Here is a 20,315-nt window from a genome sequence, read left to right on the forward strand (position 1 = left end):
CGAGCACGGAACCGCGCCGGGATCCTTCACCACCGGAAAGCGAGGCACCTCCGGATCTGGCGGCACCGGCGCGGCGGTTCGGACCGGAGTAACCGAACGCTGCCTTTTGGTGACCCTACTTCCCCGCGCTGGGTTGCCGTGGACTCTGCCAAGATCCTCGGCGCAGTGAGCGGTGAGTGATTCTCTCTGTTGGACTTCTTCAACCATTTCATTGGGGGATTGGTCGCCTTGGAAAGGACCGTACATGATTCACTTTCCAGTGAGAGCGCACTGGTCAGGCATCTTTCACTCCAGCGGGAGGACATCGAGCGCTCGCCAGTGGTACGGGTGCCCATCAATTCACTGGTGACATCGGGATCGCCGCGTCTGGAAGGCGAGGACGCGCAGCACGTGCGCACCCTGGCCGAGTCGGGCGCGACGCTCCCCCCGATCGTGGTGCACATGCCCTCCCGGACCGTCATCGACGGCATGCACCGGCTCCGGGCCGCGATGCTGCGCGGCGAGAAGGCGATCGACGCCCACTATTTCCACGGCACCGAGACCGACATGTTCGTACTCTCGGTCACCGCCAACATCCAGCACGGCCTTCCCCTTTCGCAACAGGACCGGATGACGGCGGCCGAGCGCATCTTCGTCACCCACCCCGAATGGTCGGACCGGATGGTCGCGATCGTGGTCGGGCTTTCGGGGAAGAAGGTCGCCGCGCTGCGGCGGCGGATGGCCGATGACATCCCGCAGCCCACCGTCCGGATCGGCAGGGACGGACGGGCCCGCCCGGTCGACGGCGCCGTCGGCAGGGAGCGCGCCGCCGAACTGCTCGCCAGCGACCCGTACGCCTCCCTCCGCAAGATCGCCCGCGCGGCCGGCATCTCCCCCGCGACCGCGGCGGACGTACGCGACCGCATCCGCCGCGGCGACGACCCGATCCCCGCGCGCCACGCCGTGAAGACCAGACGGGCCGAGCCCTTCGACACGCCGGAGCAGCCGTCGACCGAGGCGGTCTCGGAACTCGCCGCCACCTTCGAACGACTCCGCAAAGACCCGTCCCTGCGCCTCACCGACGCGGGCCGGACACTGCTGCGCATGTTCGACGCATGCCAGGCCGTCATCCGCCACGAAGAGACCATCAAGCGGGGGCTCCCCGCGCACCGCCTGGCCCTGACGGCCGAGCTGAGCCACGGCTACGCCCAGATACTCCAGTCGTTCGCCGCCGGACTGCGGGAACTGCAGACCTCGCAGATGGCAGAAAGCGAACGCGTCGGCTAGACGCTCCAACGCAACGGCAGCCGCATAGGACACCCACGGGCGGCCGCCCTTACGAGGGCGGCCCGCCACTCCACGAATACGTGACGGAAGATCGATATGGATCGAGAAGATCCCGTCGATCTGCGCTTGGGTATCGGGTTAAGGTGGCGCCATGCCAGGTTGACGTTAGAGACACCGCAACGCTCTGTGGCCTCGAGCTCCTCCGTCGCCGTTCCCGCACGCGCACCAGGCGAACGGAACGGAAGGAAGGTCATGGAGATCAGACGGATTCACGAGAGCGAAGGCGACACGGTCGGCGGCCTGTGGGATCGCATGTGCCGTGAGATCGAAGACGGTGGCCCGCTCACCGAGCAGGGCATCCGCAACCTGTCACGCATGCTCGCGATGGCAGGATGGCACCGCGACTCGTTCTGCCTCGTGGCCGTGGAGGGCGGCCAGATCATCGGCTTCGTGAACGGCCGCACCGACAACGGAGACGGGCTGTTGCCCTGTCTTTCCGGGGAGATCGATTCCCTGTACGTGGTGCCGGAGGAGCGTGACAGGGGCGTCAGCCGGGCACTGGCCGAGGCCGCCGTCACCTGGCTGCGGGATCGGGGTGCCGTCACGATCCGCTACTTGTCCTGCGCCGATGCCCGCGACGACCACCGGTTCTGGCAGGGACTGGGCTTCGAGCCCGACATGGTGTGCCTGTCGCTGTATCGCGATGAGTGACCGCTGACTCGAACGAGCGGCACGCCGGGGCCCGGGAGCGAACGCTCCCGGGCCCCGGTCCGGTCTGGGCCGGCATGTGCGGTCGGTGGAAGGTCGGGCAAGCTGTGCTTCGAGGTCGCGGATCTGGCCGAGGAGTTCCCCGATGCGGCTGCGCTGCTGAACGTTATCGGCAAGAACGGCCTTCAGCGCGTACTCAGCAGAGAGCGTGTCCCGCCAAGTCGCCTCTCTCCCCGCGTCGTGGTCGTCCTTCAAGCGCCTGGTCATCGGCATGCGCTTACCCACGTGGGTCGAGGACGTACACCAGGGACGCACGGGCCGCCGTCGAGGACGAGCCTGTGGCGACGGCCATGAGCGCGGCTCGCCAGGCCGCGGCCAGTACGTCTGCGGCGGGCGCCTTGTCTTTCGGCAGCAAGGGTCGCAGCGCGGTGGCGACCGGGTCGTCGCGCTCTACCGGTGGCTGCTCCCCAAGGATCCGGCACACGGTGAACCGGACGGCGGCGTCGAAGGCCACCAGGAGCGCGGCGCGCACCGCTGGGTGCCCTCGGCTCCCGACCGCCTCGGCGGCTCCCTCCATTCGTTCGACGATCCGCTTCTCCATGTCCTCGCGGACGGTCAGGTACAGGCCGAGCTTGGAGCCGAAGTGGTGGTACAGCGCGCCAGTGGTGACGCTCGCCTTGCCGGCCAGGTCGACGACGTTGACGGCCTCGTAGCCGGTGAGCTCGAACTGATGGATGGCCGCCTCGATGAGCCGGGCCTTGGCCGAACCGGGGATCGGGACCCATTCGCGCATGGAGCAAGCATAACTCGTTGACGCTAGACCGTAATCGGTTTACGCTGGTCGCATGAAATTGACGTTCCTGTACCAACCTGTGAAGGACCTCAAGGAGTCGGTCGCCTTCTACCGCGACTCGCTCGGATTCGACGAGTCCTGGCGTGAGGGCGAGTCGACCGTCGCGTTCAAGATCCCGGGTTCGGAGGTCGAGTTGATGTTCGACGTGCCACCGGACACCGGGCCGCGATGGGGAGCCGGCGGTTTCTACGCCGTCGACAGCGTGGACGCCTTCCGGGAGTCGCATCCGCAGCTCGACTGGCGGGGCGACATCGAGATGCCGGACGGCAAGGGCGCGACCTTCCTGGACCCGGCCGGCAACGCTGTTCACCTCTTCGACCAGAGCGCCGCCGGACCCGAATAGCGCCGGCCATCGTCGTGACCATCGACCGCAGCACATCGGGCTCACACGCACCGATCTGCCCCGGTCGGCCGGCTGCGTCCACGCTGTTGTCCACGGCCATCGCGTTCTCTCCTTCCGATCTTGTCGATTCGAAGGATCACGCGATGGCCGTCTCCCGTCACGCGCCCTCTGACTAGGGCAAAATCATCACCACCTCCGTGGACGCAACCGACTCGGTCTGAGGAATCCACGCGTCACAACGGGCGCAGGTGCTCGATCGTGACGCGGTGCTGCTCGGTCAGCCGCCGGGCGATCAACGAGCGGTGGCAGGCCTCGGGGGCGTGCTCGACGCAGAGCAGCGCTGCGGTCCCGCTGCTCGGCAGCCCCGACACGATCGGGGTGAGGTCGGTGCGGTCGAGGATCTCGGTGGTGTAGCGGCGGGTGTACTCGGCGTCGAGTTCGCGGCGCGAGCGCTTGCCGACCCCTTGGCGGTCATCCTCGGCGTACTGGAGCCGGCGTAGCTCGGTGGTCGGGGCGAGCTCCGGGTGGTGCTCGTAGGCGATCCGGGCATGGGCGAGGGCCGCCTGTAGCCGGAGTGAGTTCGCCCAGGCGTACTCGGGTCCGCGGACACCGCGGCGCTGTCGGATGTCGAGTAGCAGGCGGGCGTCCGCGAGCCGCAGTCGTTGCAGGAAGGAATCGCCGTCGAAGCCATAGACGCCGATCGTCACCATTCTGGGCACCGGAAATCACCCACCTGCCCGCTACTCGTACGGTTCAGCCGGCAGCCCTGCCGGAGGCGGTGAGGCCGCATCACGCGACGGCGGTCCCCTCGATCTCGACCATCAGAGTGGGGATGGCCAGCCGTGTCACCCCGAGCATCGTGGTGGCCGGTGCCACCCCGGCGGCGCCCAACCTCGACGCCAGCACGCCGTAGTGCTGGAAAAGCACATCGACGTCGATGGTGTAGACATTGAGCCGGACCAGGTTCGCGAGGGACATGCCGGCCTCGCCGAGCACGGCCTCCAGGTTGTCGAGGCTCAGCCCCAACTGCGCCGCCATGTCACCGGCATGCTGAGGCTCGCCGTCGCCGCTCATCGCGGTCTGCCCGGCGCAGTACAGGGTCCGCGTGTGCCCGGAGACGATCTCACCCTGGTTGTACCCCAGCTCCGCCGACCACGCCCACGGGTTGACCGCCGTTCGCTCCATTGCCACATCGACTCCACTCGATTCATCCACATCACGTACGTCCATCGGCTCGGTAGCCGCCACCTTCTTCGTCATGGTGATAAGCCTCCCGGCAAATCACGACATCCTGTGTCGTGTATTTCGGTAAAGTGCTCGTATGCGCGCCGACCGGTTGGTATCGCTGGTGCTGCTGCTGCGCCGGCGGGGTCGGCTGTCCGCGACGGTGCTGGCCCGCGAGCTGGAGGTGTCCACCCGGACCGTGCTGCGCGACATCGAGGCGTTGTCGGCGGCCGGCGTCCCGGTCTACGCCGAACGCGGCCGGCACGGCGGTTTCGCGTTGCTGCCCGGTTTCCAGACCGAGCTCACCGGACTGAACCACGACGAAGCGCTGGCCCTCCTGGTCGCCGGATCGCGGCGCGGCGCGCAGGCGTTCGGTCTCGGCTCGGCGCTCGCTTCGGCCATGCTCAAGGTGGTCGACGCGCTACCCGAAGGCCATCGGGACACCGCGGCGGGCGCGGCCCGGCGACTGCTCATCGACCCCGACACCGACCTGCTCTCGCGCCGGCTGGTCGCTGAGGAGGTGCCCGACGCGATCGTGGCCGAGGTCCGGCGCGCGGTGTTCGCCGGACACAAGCTGCGCATCCGCTACGCGGCGGTGGACCAGGCGCCGAAGTGGCGCACGGTGGACCCGATCGGCCTGGTCACCGTGCGCGACCAGGGTTACCTGCTGGCCACCAGGTCTGGCGCGGACCGCACCTACCGGCTGTCCCGGGTCTTGGCCGCCGAGGAACTCGCCGAACCCGCGCAGCGACCGGACCGGGTCGATCTGGACCGGGCCTGGCAGGAACGCAGCACGCGGTTTCGGGCCGGCGGCGACCAGGTCACCGTGCTGGTGCGGGTGAACCCGGCGCGGCGGGAGCACCTGGTGGGCACCGCGCTGGCCGTCCGCGCCGAAGAATCCGAAGCGGACGGCCGGCTGCGGCTGGAGGTGACCTTCCAAGATCCCAGACACGCCGAATGGGCGCTGTGGCAGCTCGCCACGAGCGCGGAGGCCCTGGCCCCGCAGTGGTTGCGCACCGCCCTGCGCGACCGCGCCGCCGCGATCGCCGCCTCCTACGAGCGTCAGCCTGAGCGTTGACGGCGATCCACCTGCCGGGCCGTCTCAAGGCCCGCGGTAGCCGAACAGTCGTCGACGGCCACGAAGGCCCAGCCGACCACACCACGAGCTGGGCCAGGCCTCATGACGATCAGTGGGGCCGAATGATCTTGACGACACTCACCGGGGCGAATCGGGCAGGCGGCTGGTGCGTTCGCCGTCCCGGTGCGGGCATGGTGGCCCCGGCACCGGCACAGACCGCGATGCCGCTTTCGCGGCTCATCTCTTGACGAACTTGATCCAGTTGAGGTTCACGAAGTCGGCGGGCTGGCTGCTCTCGAACGTGAGGTAGACGGTGCGGACCCCGCTGACCGGGGTGATGTTGGCGGGAACCGTCCTCCAGGACTGCCATCCACCCGTGTTGTCGACCGAGAACGTTCCGATGGACACCGAGTTCGGGTGGTCGAGCCGTACGTGCACCATGCCGCTCACCCCTTGCGGGGCGCCGGACGCGATGCGCGCCCGCAGGAGGCGTGCGGAGTGGGGACCGAAGTCGACACGGTCGAAGCGCAACTGGTCGCCGTCGCCGATCCGGGTGGCGTTCTGCCCGCCCCCGTCGTCGGCGGTGTGCTCGAACCGGACCTCCGACTGCGCCACGCCGTCCTCCGCCTGAATGCGGGAGTGCGCGGGCACCGTGCGGCTCGGTGTCGGCCGCGGCGACGGTGAGGACGGGCCGCCGCCTCGCCGTGGCTTGGCCGAGGGCGTGACGGCGGGGGTGAGCGTCTCCCTTGAGGCGGACGGCGAGGGGGACGGCTCCTTCGATCGAGAACTCGATCTCTCGGGCAGCGGCAGCGGCAGCATCATCCGGCCCTCCCTGAAAGGCCACTGGCCGGAAGTCCAGGTCAGCAACACCACGATCCCGCTGAGCAGCGAGCAGCCCAACCCGACGGCCAGCGCGTACAAGCCGTAACGACTGCCGCGCTCTCGTAATCTACGGCCCGCCCTCGTGACGCCCTCACGCACTTTGCGGGCCGCATGAGCGGCGTGTCTCAGCGGGGTCCGGCGCGTCCGCGGGGCACGGTGACGACCAAGATCGGACATTCCCCAGGGCAAGAGTTACCTCCATACGAACCCGACCGGGGCGCATACCCTGAAGAGACCACCGAATCCTACACTCTCGCCGCAGAAAATCCGTCAAAATGTCAATAAGTTGAAAATCATCCGGGTAGGCGGTCCAGTCGCCCGCTCCATCCTCACCGCCCGGCACCTGGCCGACCGCGGCTGTGCTCTTGCGACTGGCCTACTTGCCCGTGGCGACTCATGGCCAGGGCCCGCCTTGACCTGTCGGTGAGGCGGGCCCTGGGCGTGCGTCGAGTCGTGGTCAGGGGATCGGGTAGCCGGTTGCGAGCTGCGAGGTCAGGGGCTCTCCGACGGTGACCAGCCCGCCTTCGGCCTTCGCGTCGGGACGCTGGATGAACGATTGGCGGGTGCCGACCTGCCCCACCTTGGAGAAGTCCAGCGGCGCGGCGATGCCGCCGCTGTCGAAGGCGGTCTCTGCGCGGTGTGCCTTGAGGATCCCCTTTCTGGTGAGGTCCTTGGCGGCGCACGCGTCCTTGAGCGCCTCGCCGAACACCTTCGCCGCGACGTAACCGAACGAGACACCGTTGTCGAGCGTCTGCCCGGGGTACTTCGCCTTGTAGGCGCTGGTCAGTGCCTTCATTCCGGGGGCGTTGGAGTTCGGTGCCTGGAACTCGTTGACCAGGTAGAAGTTCTTCTCGAGCGCGCCCGCCGCCGGAGTGCCGAGCAGCTGTGGCGTATAGCCGGGGTTGTTCGCGACGATCGGCACCGCGAAGCCGCCCGCCGCCGCGACGCCCGCCAGCGACGCGGCCTGCTTCGGTCCCGCGCTGAGCAGGATCGCCGTGACGCCCGCGCTCTTCAACGCGGTGACCTGAGCGGTCATGTCGGTGTCGGTCGGCTTGATCTTCTGCTCGACCAGCGTGAGCCCGGCCTTGCCGGCCGCGTACCTGGATCCGGCGAGCGCGTTCTCGCCGTACTCGCCCTCGAAGTAGATGTGGCCGATCCTGTCGCCCTTCTCCAGCCCCTTCCGCTCGAGCAGGAAGTCGATGCCGTTGATCATCTCGATGTCGTAGGTGCCGCCGACGATCTGCACGTACTCCTGGTCGAGCAGCGAGGACGGCCAGGCGGCCGGGATCACCAGCATCTCGTCCTCGGCGAGGCGGGGCAGGACCGCGCTGACGATCGGGGACCCGATCACCTGCGAGATGCCGACGACCTTCGGCGCGATCTCGGTGTAGGCCGAGACCCCCTTCTGCACGTCGTAGCCGTGGTCGCGGACCAGCAGCTCGATCTCCCGGCCGCAGACGCCGCCCGCGGCGTTGAGCTGGTCGTAGTACAGCCGCTGCGACTGGGTCAGGCTCTTGCCGAGCGAGGCGTAGACCCCGGTCAGATCGGTGAGCGCCCCCACCGTGATCTTGTCGGTGGTGACACCGGGACCGGCCTTGACGCCGTCGTCACCGGTCCGCCCGGAGGCGTTCCCGGATTTGCCGCCGCAGCCCGCGGCGGCCAGTGTCACGACGGCCAGGCCGACGATGAGTGAGGTGCGGATCGTCATGGGTTGGGCTCCTCGGTATCCGGCCGCGCGATGACGGCGTTGTGGTGGAGGGAGGGGGCACGGCGGCGGCCGGGCGGCGTGCGCAGCCGCGCCCACCGCCCGCTGAGCCCGCCGGGCAGGAAGAGGACGGTGCCGACGACGGCGGCCCCGTAGAGGTGGCGGGCCGCGTCGGCCGGGGTGATCCCGTCGGTGCCGGGCGCGGCGACCAGGGGCAGCGAGTCGCCGTACCTGGTGAGGATCTGCGGCAGCAGCGTCACGAACGCCGCGCCCGCGATCGCGCCGCCCACCGAGCCGAGCCCGCCGATCACGATCATCGCCAGGTACTCCAGGGAGAGGATCATGCCGAAGTAGTCCGGGACGGTCCGCTGGAAGGCCAGGGCGAGCAGCACCCCGGCGAGGCCGGCGTACATCGAGGACAGCGTGAACACCCCGGACCGGACGCGCGCCACCGGGACGCCCATGACCGCGGCGGCCGTCTGCTGGTCCCGGATCAGGTTCATGGCCCGGCCGGGACGCCCGGTCAGCACACCGCGGGCGAAGAAGGCCGCCGCGGCGACCAGGGCGAGGCCCAGGAACCACAGCCGTTCCATGGCACCGAACGGCACGCCCAGCACGGACAGGTCGGACCGGCCGTCGAAGGCGAACCCGGCCAGCCGCAGCGCGGGGACGTCGCGGCCGTTGTAGCCGCCGGTGACGCTCTCCAGGTTGAACAGCAGATGCTGTCCGAGGAAGATCAGCGCCAGTGAGGCGATGCCCAGGTAGACGCCCCCGAGCCGTCCGGCGATCGGGCTGAACAGCAGCCCGGCCAGGCCGGCCGACACGACGGCCAGCACCGCCGCCACCGGGGTCGGCAGCCCGAGCCCGGCGGTCTCCGCGGTGCCGTCGGCCGCGAAGAAGACGTATCCGTACGCGCCGACGGCCAGGAAGAACGCGTGCCCCAGGGACAGCTGCCCGGTGGAGCCGCTGAGCAGGTTCAGCCCGATGGCGCCGATCGCGGCGGCCATCGCGAAGAGGCCGGCCTGGAGCCAGGACGCGTCCAGATGGAAGGGGAGTGCGGCCAGCACCGCCGCGCCCGCGATGAGGAGGAGGCGTTCAGGCACGGGACACCTCGCGCGTCCCGAATAGTCCGGCCGGGCGCCACAGCAGAACGAGCACCATCACCGTGTAGGGCGCGACGTCGCCGAGGCCCCGGCCGAGGAATGCCAGGTCGCCCTGGTAGCCGCTCGCCAGCGACTCGGTCACCCCGATCAGGAGCCCGCCGACCAGCGCGCCCGTGGTGGAGTCGAGGCCGCCGAGGATCGCGGCGGGAAACGCCTTCAGCGCGGCGATCGAGGTGGTGCGGTCCAGGCCCGGCGTGGGAAAGGCGGTGAGGAAGATCGCCGCCACCGCGGCGAGCGCCCCGGCGACCGCCCACGCCGACATCATGGTCCGGCCGAGCCGCACCCCCATCAGCGCCGCGGTCTCGGAGTCCTCCGCGGCCGACCGCATCGCCACCCCCCAGGGGGTGTACCGGAAGGCGGCGAGGAACGCCCCGATGAGCAGGGCCGCCACGAGCAGCGCCGCCAGCCGGGTCTGGGCGATCGTGATCCCGCCGAGGTGGACGACCCGGTCGCGCCACGGGTCGCCGAGGGACATGACGTCCGGGCCGATCCGCCGGACGAGTTCGGTGGTGAGCACGATGTCGATGCCGATGGTGGCGATGGCCAGCACGTCCCGGCGGACCCGGCTGCGGCGCAGGAGCACGAACTCGACCAGCGCGCCGCAGACCGCCGCCGCGCAGATCCCGGCGGCCACCGCGCCCGCGAAGCCGAGGTCGTCGTGGAGGATGGCGATCACGTAGGCGCCGAGCAGCAGCAGCGAGGAGTGGGCGAAGTTGACCACCTCGCTCGCCTTGAAGATGATCACGAAGCCGAGCGCGATGAGCGCGTAGACCGCGCCCAGGCTGACTCCGTTGACCAGTAGTTCCAGCAGACGCGTCAAGGGGTTTCCTCTCCCAGGTAGGCGCGCAGGACCGCGGGGTCGCGCTGGACGTCCCGCGGAGGGCCGGCCGCTATCGTGCGGCCGAAGTCGAGGACGGTGACCTCGTCGGCCAGCCGCATGACCAGGCCCATGTCGTGTTCGACGAGCAGGACGGAGATGCCGAGGCCGGCGCGGACCGCGACGATCAGCTCGGCCATCTCCAGCCGTTCGGCGGCGTTCATCCCGGCCACCGGCTCGTCCAGCATCAGCAGCGACGGCTCGGCGCACAGGGCGCGGGCCAGCTCCACCCGTTTGCGGCCGCCGTAGGGCAGCGATCCGGCCGGTTCGGCCAGCCGTTCCGCGACGCCCGTGAACTCCGCGATCTCCCGGACGCGCGCCCGGTGCCGCCGCTCCTCCCGGCGTCCTCGGCGCAGCCGCAGCCCCGCCGACCAGAACCCGGTGCGCGTCATCCGGTAGCGGCCGAGCATCAGGTTGTCCTCGACGGTGAGCTCCGCCGACAGCGCCAGGTTCTGGAACGTCCGTGCGATGCCCAGCCCGGCGATCTCGTGCGGTGCCAGCGACGTCAGCTCCCGGTCACCGAACCGGACGCTCCCGGACGCGGCCCGGTAGAGGCCCGACAGCACGTTGAAACAGGTCGACTTGCCCGCGCCGTTCGGCCCGATCACCGCATGGACGGTGCCGGGCTCCACCGCGAAGCCGATTCCGTCGAGCGCCGTCAGCCCGGCGAACCGCACCGTCAGGTCGCGGACGGTCAGCGCGGGCACGGGCGGCGGCGCCGCGACCGCCCTGCCGGAACCGGCCGTCTCGCCGTGCCCGTCCGCCGGCGGGGGACCGGAGGTCACGCGGGCCACCTCGTGATCTCGCGGCGGGCCGCCAGCGGGGCCCGATCATCGGTGACGCCGAGGTAGCGGCGGCCGATCTCGTCGCCGGCGGCCAGGTCGGCCGACGGGCCGGACAGCGCGACCCGGCCGACGTCCAGCACGTAGGCGCGGGAGGACAGGCGCAGCGCCAGGGCGGCGTTCTGCTCGACCAGGAGCACGGAGATCCCCTGATCGTTGATCTCGGTGATGGTCTCGGCGATCCGGGCGGTCATCAGCGGCGCCAGGCCCAGCGTCGGCTCGTCGAGGAGCAGCAGCTTCGGGGACGCCATGAGCGCGCGGCCCATCGCGAGCATCTGCTGCTCGCCCCCGGACAGCAGCGAGGCCCGTTGTGCCGAGCGTTCGGCGAGCACGGGGAACAGCTTGTGGACCCGGTGGCGGGCCCGTGCCGCGTGGCGCCGGTCGGTGAGGGCACCGGCCCGCAGGTTGTCGGCGACGGTCATCCGGCCGAACACCCGGCGTCCCTCCGGCGACTGCACGATCCCGGCGGCGACGGCCGTGTGCGGCGCGGCGCCGTCCAGCCGGCGTCCGCCGTAGCGGATCTCGCCGGACTCCACCAGCCCGCCGTGGAAGCGGAGCGTTCCGGAGACGGCGCGCATCAGCGTCGACTTGCCGGCGCCGTTCGCGCCGAGCACCGCGACGATCGACCCGGCGGGCACCGCCAGGGACACCTCGTGCAGCGCTCGGACGGCCGCCCCGTAGGACACCTCCAGCCCGGAGACGGTCAGCCCGCTCACCGGAGCTCCCGCTTGAGGATCTTCCCGGTCGGCCCGAGCGGCAGGCCGTCGCGGAACTCGAACAGCCGCGGGTACTTGTAGGCGGCCAGCCGCTCCCTGCACCAGGCGGACAGCTCCGCCGCCGACACGTCCGCGCCGGCCTCGCGGACCACGAACGCCTTGATCTCCTCCCCGCGGGCGGTGTGCGGGACGCCGACGACGGCGGCGAGGCTCACCTCCGGATGGGAGACCAGGACGTCCTCGATCTCGCGCGGGTAGACGTTGAAACCACCCCGGATGATCAGGTCTTTGGCCCGGTCGACGATGAAGTAGTAGCCGTCGTCGTCCCGGCGGGCGATGTCCCCGGTGCGGAACCAGCCGTCCCGGAGCACCTCGGCGGTGGCGTGGACGCGGCCGAGATAGCCCTTCATGACGTTGTGGCCGCGCACCGCGATCTCGCCGGGCCCGGCACCGTGGACGGTGTTCCAGACGTCGTCGATCAGCTTCATCTCGACGCCCCACACCGGCCGTCCCACCGACCCCGGCCGGATCGGGCGGCCGGGCGGGTTGAACGCCGCGACGGGCGAGGTCTCCGACAGCCCGTACCCCTCCTGGACGGAGAGGCCGAAGACCTTCTCGAACCGGTTCAGCAGCTCGACGGGCAGGGCCGCGCCGCCCGACACCGCCACTCGCAGGTGCTGGGGGACGGTCGTCGGCCGCACCTCGCCCAGCAGCGCCCAGTACATGGTCGGGACCCCGGCGAACAGCGTGACCCGTTCGGCGTCCATCACCGCCAGTGCCTCGGCCGCGTCGAACCTGGACTGGAGCACCAGCGTCGCGCCCCTGCGCAGACCCATGTTCATCAGCACGGTCTGGCCGAACGAGTGGAACAGCGGCAGCGACACGAGGAAGGCGTCCCGGCCGGTGCGGGCGACGAGGTCGTCGGCGACGATCGCGTTCAGGACCATGTTCTCGTGGCTGAGCTCGGCGCCCTTGGGACGGCCGGTCGTGCCGCTGGTGTAGAGGACTACGGCGGTGTCGCCGGGGGCGGTCGCGACCGTCGGGTGCTCCTCGGGCAGGCCGGCCAGCGCCGTGGGCAGCGTCTCGCCGAGCGGGTGCAGTTCGGCCTGCGGGTCCGCGGGCAGGACGACGAAGAGCCGGCAGTCCGGGGACTCGTCGAACGCGGCCCGGCCGCGCACCGCCATCGGCAGTTCCGCTGTGCCCTCGAAGCAGAAGTAGGCCCGCGCCGACGAGTCGGCCAGGTGGTAGGCGATCTCGTCGGACGTCAGCAGCACGTTCAGCGGGACCACGGTCGCGCCCGCCTTCAGCACACCGAAATAGACGATCGGGAAGAACGCGATGTTGGGGCAGCTCACCGCGACCCGGTCGCCGGGCCCGATCCCCCGTGCGGCCAGAAGGGCGGCGACCTGGCAGGCCAGAGCGTTCAACCGGGAATGGGACAGCCGCGCCGCGCCGCTCACCAGGGCGGTGCGGTCGGGATGCTCTCGCGCGCCGTGCTCCAGCACGACCGACAGGTTCAGCATGATCCTCCTCGCAACGGGACGGCACGATGGTCGGGGCGCGGACCGATCACGGTCCATGGGCGGGCGACCCCGATCACGCGCCCTGGCCAGGGCACTGGCACATGGCCGCGGCCGCTGCTTAGATGGCGCGCCATGACTGACGGGCGCGCCGAGATCGTGGTCTCACCCCTGCTCGCGCGGTGCGCGGGCGAACTGCTGGACGACGTGGCGGCCCTCGCCGACCACGTCTTCCAGGCGATCCTCACCGAGGACGCCTTCTACGCCGGGCTGGGCCGGGAGCGGCGGGCGGACGTCCGGGTGTTCAACGAGCAGATCCTCTTCGAGCTGCTGACCTGCCTGTCGCGGGGACGGCCGATCGGAACCGACTCGACCAGGGAGAACGCACGGCGGCGCGCCGCACAGGGCGTTCCGATCGCCTCGCTGCTGCACGCCTATCTCGTCGGCGGCCGGCTGCTGTGCGAGGCGCTGATCGGCCGGGCCAAGATCGTGCCGGGGGTGACGCTCGAAGAGATCGCCCAGCTGACGATGACGCTGTGGGCGGTCTGCGACCTCGCGTCCCAGACCGTCAACGACGTCTACCGGGAGACGCTCGTCGAGCTGGCCCGCGACGACGAGCGCCGGCGCCTCATCCTGCTGGACGCCCTGTTCGAGGGGCGCGTCGCCGACTGGAGCACGCTCGGCGGCACCCCGCAGGCGATCGGCCTGCCGGCCCGGGGCCCCTACCTGTGCGTTGTCGCCGACCGCCGCGACGCGCCCACCCTGGAGCGGGCGCTGCAACGGCACGGCATGCGATCGGTGTGGCGGCCCCGCGCCGACCATCTGGCGGGTGTGGTCGCCCTGCCCGCCGCCGACGACGCCGGCCGCGCGATGGAGGCCCTCGACCGCGCGGCGTCCGGCCGGACCGGGGTGAGCCCCTGCTACCAGGGGATGCGCGAGACCGCCGACGCGCAGCGTCTGGCCGTCCTGGCCCGCGATTCGATGCGGCCCGGCTCGCGCGGCGCCGGCACCATCGCCGACGATCCGGCCGCGGCCCTGGTGGCGGCGAGCCCCGACCTGGCCGCCCGGCTCCTCACGACCGTGCTGGACCCGGTCCTCACCCACCCCGACCGGGAGGCGCTGCTCGAAGTCCTGTCCGCCTGGCTCGACACCGGAGGCAGCACCACCGAGGTCGCGGCCCGGCTCTACTGCCACCGCAACACCGTCCGCAACCGGCTCGACCGCGTCGCCCAGCTCACCGGCCGTTCGCCGGACCGGCCCCGCGACACCGCGGCGCTCTACGCGGCCGTCCGGGCCTTGCAGCTGAAGACGTCCTGACGGCCGTTGGGCGCACGCCCAAGCCGGGGGATTCCGGCATGGTGCCATCGCCCATGGACCGTGGCCCGCGACTGGGAGAGCATCGGTCTTCCCCACCCCTGGAGTCATGATGGACGAGCCGAAACTACATTTCTGGTTGGCCGATCAGTCGCCGCGGCTGGCCCTGCGCATCGTGGACGAGTTCCGGCGGCAGGTGCCGTTCTACGCGCTCCAGCCGCCGGAGGTCCTGGACGGGCCGGTGCGGCTCGCCGTCGAGGCGAACCTGCGGATGATCGTGCAGACGCTCCGGCAGTGCCGGGCGCCGAGCGTCGAGGAACAGGCGGAGATCATCAGCTGGTCGGCGCGGAGAGCCGAGGAGGGCGTCCCGCTGGAGGCCGCCCTGTCGGCCTACCACCTGGCGACCGAGGTGTGCTGGCGGGCGGCGGCCGAGGAGGCCGGGCCGGATGACGCCGGCGACCTCCAGGAACTGGGCCTGCACCTGCTCGGCCACCTGCGCTCGGTCGTGCCCGCCGTGACGCTCGCGCACGTCCAGGAACAGCAGCAGCTGTACGGCGAACGGCGGGAGGCCCGGCACGCCCTGGTCACCGCACTGCTGAACGGCGACCGCGCGCGGGGCCTGGCGGCCCGGGCGGGCGTCGCGCTCGCCACGGAGTACACGGTGGTCGTGCTGCGGCTGGGCGGCGCGGCCCCGGAGCCCGGCGACGTCCGGCCGCTGCTGCGGGCGCTGGAGACGACGCTGAACGCGCACGCCCAGTCGCACGTCCTGGCCTCGTTCGACGAGAACGGCGGCACGATCCTGCTGCCGGGACCGCCGGACCCCCGCCTCGGGGACCTGGTCGTGCTGCTCGGCAAGGCGGCGGAGCGGCCCGCGACCGCCGCCCACGCGACGGCCGCGGCGCCGCAGGAGATCCCGGCCGCGGCCGATGAGGCCCGCGAGGTCGCCGCACTGGTCGTCCGGTTGCACCGCCCGCCAGGCCTGTACCGGCTGGAGGACGTGCTGCTGGAGTACCAGCTGTCCAGGCCCGGGCACGGGCTGGCCAAGCTCGCCGCCCAGCTCGACGCGATCCGGGACCGGCCCGACCTGATGGAGACGCTGCGGGCGGTGGCCCTCCACGGCAACAACCGGAGGCAGGCGGCGCTCGACCTGCACGTCCACCGCAACACCCTCGACTACCGGCTGCGCCGCATCGCCGCCCTGACCGGCCTCGACCCGGCCGACCCCGACGGCTCCCGCCTGCTCGTCGCCGCCCTGACCGCACTGGACCTGACCGGCTGACCGTTGGGCGAACGCACAACCGGTGAACGGGGACTTTGCCGCGATTGCGGACAGACAACGCCCCGGCGCCCGTTCACGATGTGCGTCTATGAAGAGAAGAGGAACCGCCCTGCTGGCGGCCGTCGCGCTGACGGCCTCCTTCCTGCAGGGCCCCGCCGCCGCGGACACCACCCCCCACGGAATCCCGACCGTCGGCCACGCGTGGGCCGACCGCGGACCCTACGACGTCCACGTGGACATCGAGGCGGTCACCACCTTCTACCGCCCCGTCCACATGGGAACGCACGGCGAGAAACACCCCGTGATCATCTGGGGCAACGGCACGTTCGTCGTGCCCGGCGTCTACAGCGCTCTGCTCCGGCACTGGGCCAGCCACGGCTTCATCGTCGCCGCGTCCAACTCCACCCAGGCCAACTCCGGACTCAGCATGCGGCACGGCATCGACACGCTGACGAAGCGCAACGCCGACCCGGGCAGCGTCTTCCACCAGAAGGTCGACCTGGGCCGCATCGCCTCCGCCGGCCACTCCCAGGGCGGCGCGGGCGCGATCAACGCCGCGGTCGACCCCCGGGTTGACACGGCCGTCGGGATCGAACCCGGCCCGCTCACCGACCCCGACCTGATCGACGAGCCGGCCCTCTACATGGCCGGTGAGAAGGACAGCATCGTCTTCCCGTTCATGGTGAAGGCCCTCTACAACGACTCGGACCACATCCCGGCCGTCTACGCGGAACTGCGCGGCGCGAATCACCTCACCGCGGCCTGGGGCGGCGGCGGGTTCCGCGGTCCGGCCACCGCCTGGCTGCGCCACTGGCTGATGGACGACCCGAACGCCCGGACCGAGTTCTTCGGCCCGTCCTGCGGCCTCTGCTCCGACACCCGGTGGTCGGACTGGCGCCGCAACGCCAAGGCCCTCCAGATCCCCGGCTGACCGTCCCCTCTCCCGGCGGGCCGTCCCGCCGGGAGAGGCCCACCCCCGAAAGGCCAACCCATGATCCGACGTGTGATCGCCGGTCTGGCGTCCTGTGTCTGCGCCCTCGCCCCAGCCGTCCCCGCCCACGCCGGTGACGCCCGCACCATCGACTACGTCGCGCTCGGCGACTCGGCCGCCGCCGGTCCGCTCATCCCCGCCCAGGACCCGAGCCGACCCGGCTGCTTTCGCTCCCGCCGCAACTACCCGTCCCTGACGGCCGCCGCCCTCAACGTTCGCTCCTTCACGGACGTGACCTGCACCAGCGCCGAGACGACCGACCTGACTCGACCCCAAAGCACCCTGCTGGGAAGGGTCCCGCCGCAGTTCGACGCCTTGACGGAGGGCACCGACCTCGTCACCGTCCACCTCGGCGCCAACGACATCTCACTGTTCCGGATGGTCGCGCACTGCCTCGCCCTGGGCGCGAACCCCGACCCCTGCCGGTACGACTACCGAGAGGACGGCCACGACACCTGGGAGTCCCAGATCAAGGCCCTCGCGCCCGCGATCGACGGGATGCTGGACGGCATCCGCGAGCGCGCCCCGCACGCCCGGATCGTCGTCGTCGGCTACCCCGCCTACCTACCGCACGGCGGCTGCTACCCGACCGTCCCGATCCTGCCGGGTGACGCCACCTACGTGCAGCAGACCGTCGACCGCCTGAACGCGATGCTCGCCCAGCGGGCCCGCGCCGCCGGCGCCGACTACGTCGATCTCGCCGGGCGGGGGAGCGGGCACACCGCCTGCGCTTCCCCGGCCGACCGGTGGGTCGAGCCCTACATTCCGGCCAGCCTCGCCGTCCCGTTCCACCCGAACGCTACGGGAATGCGGGCCTTCGCACAGATCCTGGTCTCCGAACTCTGAGAAGGCTCCGGCCCGCCTCGAAGGCCTTCGAGGCGGGCCGGTCGAGGTCGCGTCCCCGCCGGAATCCAACAGTCAGCGGCGGCCTGGCCCGCTCGGTGAGCAGGTATTTCTTCGACCCACGTTTACCGCGGTCGCCGGAACGGTGACTCGGTTGGGCTCTCGGGGCCGCCCCGAGTATGGCGAGCACCTTGAACCTTCCACTTTCTTACATGTGGTCATGAACCTGACTTGATCCTCGTGCGTCGAAGAAAGCCTGAAAGACGTGTGGAACCCTGCACCTCACCTCTCCGAAGGAGACGGACCAGCGCATGACCGCCCTCAAGTTCGCCGGTGCCCTCGCCCTCTCGGGCGCGCTTCTCCTGTCCACCGGGTGTGGGCTGAAGGAGAGATTCGTTCCGTGCAATGTCGTCTTCGATGAGTTAGATGCCCTGCACAGGAAGTGGTCTGCCGACTTCAACGGATACAAACCCTCCGACCCCTACGCCCTCTCCTCGCCTTACCGCCCGCTCTCCTCCTCTGACGCCCAGTTCTTCGAGGACGCCGCGTCCAAGATCCGTAACGCGGGCAAGAGGCTCGACAAGGACGGCCCCGCGGAATCCAAGAGGATCGCGGCCAAGATCGACCGGGTCGCCGCCTTCCTGCGCAGGGTCCCTCCGGGCAGAAGCTCGGCCGCGTACGGCGAAGAGATCGAGGGAGAGGGCGTCCTCATCAACAACTCAAAGCTCAAGGCGGCGTGCGGTCGCCCGGAGGGCTACGGCTGACACGTGCCGCGGGAGGAATACCGGCGGACGTGCCGGTGACCCTGGACCCTTCCGTTGGCGGCTTCGCCTGATCACGTGCACCTTGAGCCCACTGTCACCGTCGCTGCGCGCCGGGGTATTGAACGAATGTTCCGCTCGATCTCCTCTCAGCATGGGGACGTGCGACCCACTGGCCGCGGGCGAAGGCGCGGCCCGGGCCGCGTGGTCGGCCGGCCATGGCCGGCGGTGGAGGGGATCGCGTGGGCGGAGGCTGCCCGCGAGGCTGCTCGTGCCCGGGTGCTGAGCCACCTGAACGCATGGTGGGCTTCTCTTCGATGGATACTGTCGGAGTATGTACGGAAACCGCCCTGCGGGATCACCCATCGATCTCATCGACACCGGCATCACCGGCGCCCGGCCCCGTCATGGTTCTGCACGCTGAGCAGGGTGGCGGCTGGGAGGTCGTCCGGCCGGCCGGCCCGAGTACGACGGCGTGGAACTGGAGGGCTACCACGACCGTGCCGGGCAGGGCCTGGACATGCGGGTGCTGCCCGAGCCGGGGCTGACGATCGTGCTGGTGCTCGACGGTGAGCTGCACACGAACCGCTCGGTCGACCCGGAGGTGGCCTTCGTCTGGCGCGGGCTCGTGGCCAGTGGTGGGCGGCGCCGGACGGGTGACCTCGCGGCCGAGACGGGGTAGAGCCGCAAGCGCCTGTGGTCGCGGTTCACCGCCCAGATCGGGGTGACCCCCAGCGGGCGGCGATGATCGTGCGCCTTTCCCCCGCGATCGAGGCCATCATGGCGGGGACGGCGGCCGCCGACGCCGCGGCGCGCTTCGGGTACGCCGACCAGTCCCATCTCACCCGTGACCTGAGGGAACTGGCGGGATACACGCCCGCGTCGCTGTACCGCGCCTGGTATGAGGGCGGCCACGACAGCGGAACATTCGTTCAAGACGCCGCCGGGTGAGCCGCGCCAGGCTCGTGGACATGGTTCACGACCGATGGCGAATGACCTCATGACCGGGCAGACCGTGGACGACGGTGACCAGCGGACGGCGGCGCGGGCGCTCAGACGGTTGCGCCGCCCCATCGCCGGCCGCATCAGGCTGGCGTGCGTGCTCAGCGCCCTGGGCGCGTTGGCGGGGCTGGCGCCCTTTGTGGGGCTGGTCGAGCTGGCGGGGGCGCTGCTGGCGACGCCGCTGGACCGGGACCGGGTGGCGCTGGTGGCGGTGCTGATCGTCCTCGGGCTGGTGCTGCGGGGGCGTTCATGAGCGCGGCGTTGACGATCACGCATGTGGCGGATGTGCGGCTGCAGGCGGTCCTGCGCCGTCGGATGATCGCCCACCTGGGCCGGGTCCCGCTCGGCTGGTTCGCGCGGAACTCCTCCGGACGGTTGCGCAAGAGCGCGATGGGCGACGTCGACGTCGGGCACATCGACCCGGCCGAGCTTTACCGCCACATCGGGTTCGTGCTGCAGGACGTGCAGCTGCTGAGCGTCTCGATCCGGGACAACGTCGCGCTCGGCCGACCACAAGCCACCGACACCGAGATCCGGGACGCGTGTCGCGCGGCACTGATCCACGACCGGGTCACCGCTCTCCCGCGCGGCTATGACTCCGTCGTCGGGCAGGACGCCCACCTGTCCGGTGGTGAGGCGCAACGGGTCGGCATCGCCCGGGCACTGCTCGCCGACCCACCCGTTGTGGTGCTCGACGAGGCCACCGCCTTCGCCGATCCGGAGTCGGAGGCCGCGATTCAGGACGCGCTGTCCCGCCTGGCCGGTGGACGCACGGTGCTGGTGATCGCGCACCGGCTCGCCACCATCACCCGCGCGGACCGGATCGTCGTGCTCGACCGCGGGCGAGTGGTCGAGACCGGTACCCACACCGAGCTGCTGGCCGCGCGGCGGCAGTACACACGCATGTGGGCACACGAGGAGGTTCCGGCGTGATCAGCGATCTGCGGC

General features: G+C 70.9%; 24 protein-coding genes. 14 read left to right on the top strand and 10 right to left on the bottom strand.

Annotated elements, in window-relative coordinates:
• The first annotated feature begins 345 nt into the window (after positions 1–345).
• Both ACTWPP_RS38630 and ACTWPP_RS38635 read left to right on the top strand, forming a co-directional pair.
• Complete coding sequence (locus ACTWPP_RS38630; RefSeq protein ID WP_443109405.1) at positions 346–1,266, top strand: hypothetical protein; 921 nt, start codon at positions 346–348, stop codon at positions 1,264–1,266.
• 252 nt (positions 1,267–1,518) lie between these two features.
• Positions 1,519–1,977 carry a GNAT family N-acetyltransferase gene (locus tag ACTWPP_RS38635; RefSeq protein ID WP_443109406.1) on the top strand — a complete coding sequence of 153 codons (459 nt, stop codon included), beginning with the start codon at positions 1,519–1,521 and terminating at the stop codon, positions 1,975–1,977.
• A 274-nt stretch (positions 1,978–2,251) separates the two neighbouring features.
• On the opposite strand, the gene ACTWPP_RS38640 is transcribed toward ACTWPP_RS38635, so the two are convergent.
• Positions 2,252–2,767, bottom strand: coding sequence for a TetR/AcrR family transcriptional regulator (locus tag ACTWPP_RS38640; RefSeq protein ID WP_443109407.1), 516 nt, complete (start codon positions 2,765–2,767; stop codon positions 2,252–2,254).
• Between the two features lie 52 nt (positions 2,768–2,819).
• On the opposite strand from ACTWPP_RS38640, the gene ACTWPP_RS38645 reads away from it, so the two are divergent.
• The gene (locus ACTWPP_RS38645; RefSeq protein ID WP_443109408.1) at positions 2,820–3,170 is read left to right on the top strand and encodes a VOC family protein; all 351 of its coding nucleotides are present in this window, start codon (positions 2,820–2,822) and stop codon (positions 3,168–3,170) included.
• A gap of 233 nt (positions 3,171–3,403) precedes the next feature.
• Here the strand turns inward: ACTWPP_RS38645 and ACTWPP_RS38650 are convergent, their stop codons facing one another.
• Complete coding sequence (locus ACTWPP_RS38650; RefSeq protein WP_443109440.1) at positions 3,404–3,880, bottom strand: DUF488 family protein, N3 subclade; 477 nt, start codon at positions 3,878–3,880, stop codon at positions 3,404–3,406.
• Positions 3,881–3,959: 79 nt separating this feature from the next.
• A complete protein-coding gene (locus tag ACTWPP_RS38655; protein ID WP_443109441.1) occupies positions 3,960–4,355 on the bottom strand; it encodes a RidA family protein in 396 nt (131 codons plus the stop codon).
• Between the two features lie 136 nt (positions 4,356–4,491).
• On the opposite strand from ACTWPP_RS38655, the gene ACTWPP_RS38660 reads away from it, so the two are divergent.
• Positions 4,492–5,472, top strand: a complete 981-nt coding sequence (locus tag ACTWPP_RS38660; RefSeq protein ID WP_443109409.1) for a helix-turn-helix transcriptional regulator — start codon at positions 4,492–4,494, stop codon at positions 5,470–5,472.
• A gap of 237 nt (positions 5,473–5,709) precedes the next feature.
• Here the strand turns inward: ACTWPP_RS38660 and ACTWPP_RS38665 are convergent, their stop codons facing one another.
• Positions 5,710–6,123: a carbohydrate-binding protein gene (locus ACTWPP_RS38665; protein WP_443109410.1), complete on the bottom strand. Its 414-nt coding sequence runs from the start codon at positions 6,121–6,123 to the stop codon at positions 5,710–5,712.
• Here ACTWPP_RS38665 and ACTWPP_RS38670 point away from each other — a divergent pair.
• Complete coding sequence (locus ACTWPP_RS38670; protein WP_443109444.1) at positions 6,104–6,400, top strand: hypothetical protein; 297 nt, start codon at positions 6,104–6,106, stop codon at positions 6,398–6,400. The genes ACTWPP_RS38665 and ACTWPP_RS38670 overlap by 20 nt on opposite strands.
• Before the next feature lie 411 nt (positions 6,401–6,811).
• On the opposite strand, the gene ACTWPP_RS38675 is transcribed toward ACTWPP_RS38670, so the two are convergent.
• The 6 genes from ACTWPP_RS38675 to ACTWPP_RS38700 form a co-directional block, all read right to left on the bottom strand.
• Positions 6,812–8,062, bottom strand: coding sequence for an ABC transporter substrate-binding protein (locus ACTWPP_RS38675; protein ID WP_443109411.1), 1,251 nt, complete (start codon positions 8,060–8,062; stop codon positions 6,812–6,814).
• Positions 8,059–9,162 carry a branched-chain amino acid ABC transporter permease gene (locus tag ACTWPP_RS38680; protein ID WP_443109412.1) on the bottom strand — a complete coding sequence of 368 codons (1,104 nt, stop codon included), beginning with the start codon at positions 9,160–9,162 and terminating at the stop codon, positions 8,059–8,061. The genes ACTWPP_RS38675 and ACTWPP_RS38680 overlap by 4 nt, the downstream gene beginning before the upstream one ends.
• Positions 9,155–10,042 carry a branched-chain amino acid ABC transporter permease gene (locus ACTWPP_RS38685; protein ID WP_443109413.1) on the bottom strand — a complete coding sequence of 296 codons (888 nt, stop codon included), beginning with the start codon at positions 10,040–10,042 and terminating at the stop codon, positions 9,155–9,157. The genes ACTWPP_RS38680 and ACTWPP_RS38685 overlap by 8 nt, the downstream gene beginning before the upstream one ends.
• Positions 10,039–10,806: an ABC transporter ATP-binding protein gene (locus tag ACTWPP_RS38690; RefSeq protein WP_443109442.1), complete on the bottom strand. Its 768-nt coding sequence runs from the start codon at positions 10,804–10,806 to the stop codon at positions 10,039–10,041. Before ACTWPP_RS38690 ends, ACTWPP_RS38685 begins: the two co-directional genes overlap by 4 nt.
• 74 nt (positions 10,807–10,880) lie before the next feature.
• Positions 10,881–11,657 carry an ABC transporter ATP-binding protein gene (locus ACTWPP_RS38695; protein WP_443109414.1) on the bottom strand — a complete coding sequence of 259 codons (777 nt, stop codon included), beginning with the start codon at positions 11,655–11,657 and terminating at the stop codon, positions 10,881–10,883.
• The gene (locus ACTWPP_RS38700; protein WP_443109415.1) at positions 11,654–13,180 is read right to left on the bottom strand and encodes a long-chain-fatty-acid--CoA ligase; all 1,527 of its coding nucleotides are present in this window, start codon (positions 13,178–13,180) and stop codon (positions 11,654–11,656) included. The genes ACTWPP_RS38695 and ACTWPP_RS38700 overlap by 4 nt, the downstream gene beginning before the upstream one ends.
• A gap of 132 nt (positions 13,181–13,312) precedes the next feature.
• Here ACTWPP_RS38700 and ACTWPP_RS38705 point away from each other — a divergent pair, with 132 nt between their 5' ends.
• The 9 genes from ACTWPP_RS38705 to ACTWPP_RS38745 all read left to right on the top strand — a co-directional run bounded on the left by ACTWPP_RS38705 (position 13,313) and on the right by ACTWPP_RS38745 (position 20,300).
• Positions 13,313–14,494 carry a PucR family transcriptional regulator gene (locus ACTWPP_RS38705; protein WP_443109416.1) on the top strand — a complete coding sequence of 394 codons (1,182 nt, stop codon included), beginning with the start codon at positions 13,313–13,315 and terminating at the stop codon, positions 14,492–14,494.
• 136 nt (positions 14,495–14,630) lie between these two features.
• A complete protein-coding gene (locus ACTWPP_RS38710; protein WP_443109417.1) occupies positions 14,631–15,770 on the top strand; it encodes a PucR family transcriptional regulator in 1,140 nt (379 codons plus the stop codon).
• Between the two features lie 88 nt (positions 15,771–15,858).
• Positions 15,859–16,701, top strand: coding sequence for a poly(ethylene terephthalate) hydrolase family protein (locus ACTWPP_RS38715; RefSeq protein ID WP_443109419.1), 843 nt, complete (start codon positions 15,859–15,861; stop codon positions 16,699–16,701).
• Between the two features lie 72 nt (positions 16,702–16,773).
• Entirely contained in the window at positions 16,774–17,607 is an 834-nt protein-coding gene (locus ACTWPP_RS38720) for an SGNH/GDSL hydrolase family protein (RefSeq protein WP_443109420.1), read from the top strand.
• A 308-nt stretch (positions 17,608–17,915) separates the two neighbouring features.
• Positions 17,916–18,368, top strand: a complete 453-nt coding sequence (locus ACTWPP_RS38725) for a hypothetical protein (protein WP_443109421.1) — start codon at positions 17,916–17,918, stop codon at positions 18,366–18,368.
• A gap of 472 nt (positions 18,369–18,840) precedes the next feature.
• A complete protein-coding gene (locus ACTWPP_RS38730) occupies positions 18,841–19,047 on the top strand; it encodes a hypothetical protein (protein WP_443109422.1) in 207 nt (68 codons plus the stop codon).
• 62 nt (positions 19,048–19,109) lie between these two features.
• A complete protein-coding gene (locus tag ACTWPP_RS38735) occupies positions 19,110–19,316 on the top strand; it encodes a hypothetical protein (RefSeq protein ID WP_443109423.1) in 207 nt (68 codons plus the stop codon).
• Between the two features lie 34 nt (positions 19,317–19,350).
• Complete coding sequence (locus ACTWPP_RS38740) at positions 19,351–19,620, top strand: hypothetical protein (protein WP_443109424.1); 270 nt, start codon at positions 19,351–19,353, stop codon at positions 19,618–19,620.
• Entirely contained in the window at positions 19,617–20,300 is a 684-nt protein-coding gene (locus ACTWPP_RS38745) for an ATP-binding cassette domain-containing protein (protein ID WP_443109425.1), read from the top strand. Before ACTWPP_RS38740 ends, ACTWPP_RS38745 begins: the two co-directional genes overlap by 4 nt.
• Positions 20,301–20,315: the final 15 nt, after the last annotated feature.

This window comes from Actinomadura sp. 3N407, assembly GCF_052245875.1.
In the GTDB taxonomy this organism is placed as follows: Bacteria; Actinomycetota; Actinomycetes; order Streptosporangiales; family Streptosporangiaceae; genus Spirillospora.

Coding starts and splice junctions, on each gene's coding strand:
- ACTWPP_RS38635 (WP_443109406.1), top strand. CDS start 1,519: ATGGAGATCAGACGGATTCACGAGAGCGAAGGCGACACGGTCGGCGGC.
- ACTWPP_RS38640 (WP_443109407.1), bottom strand. CDS start 2,767: ATGCGCGAATGGGTCCCGATCCCCGGTTCGGCCAAGGCCCGGCTCATC.
- ACTWPP_RS38645 (WP_443109408.1), top strand. CDS start 2,820: ATGAAATTGACGTTCCTGTACCAACCTGTGAAGGACCTCAAGGAGTCG.
- ACTWPP_RS38650 (WP_443109440.1), bottom strand. CDS start 3,880: ATGGTGACGATCGGCGTCTATGGCTTCGACGGCGATTCCTTCCTGCAA.
- ACTWPP_RS38655 (WP_443109441.1), bottom strand. CDS start 4,355: ATGGAGCGAACGGCGGTCAACCCGTGGGCGTGGTCGGCGGAGCTGGGG.
- ACTWPP_RS38660 (WP_443109409.1), top strand. CDS start 4,492: ATGCGCGCCGACCGGTTGGTATCGCTGGTGCTGCTGCTGCGCCGGCGG.
- ACTWPP_RS38670 (WP_443109444.1), top strand. CDS start 6,104: ATGCGGGAGTGCGCGGGCACCGTGCGGCTCGGTGTCGGCCGCGGCGAC.
- ACTWPP_RS38675 (WP_443109411.1), bottom strand. CDS start 8,062: ATGACGATCCGCACCTCACTCATCGTCGGCCTGGCCGTCGTGACACTG.
- ACTWPP_RS38700 (WP_443109415.1), bottom strand. CDS start 13,180: ATGCTGAACCTGTCGGTCGTGCTGGAGCACGGCGCGCGAGAGCATCCC.
- ACTWPP_RS38705 (WP_443109416.1), top strand. CDS start 13,313: ATGACTGACGGGCGCGCCGAGATCGTGGTCTCACCCCTGCTCGCGCGG.
- ACTWPP_RS38715 (WP_443109419.1), top strand. CDS start 15,859: ATGAAGAGAAGAGGAACCGCCCTGCTGGCGGCCGTCGCGCTGACGGCC.
- ACTWPP_RS38725 (WP_443109421.1), top strand. CDS start 17,916: ATGACCGCCCTCAAGTTCGCCGGTGCCCTCGCCCTCTCGGGCGCGCTT.
- ACTWPP_RS38735 (WP_443109423.1), top strand. CDS start 19,110: ATGATCGTGCGCCTTTCCCCCGCGATCGAGGCCATCATGGCGGGGACG.
- ACTWPP_RS38740 (WP_443109424.1), top strand. CDS start 19,351: ATGGCGAATGACCTCATGACCGGGCAGACCGTGGACGACGGTGACCAG.
- ACTWPP_RS38745 (WP_443109425.1), top strand. CDS start 19,617: ATGAGCGCGGCGTTGACGATCACGCATGTGGCGGATGTGCGGCTGCAG.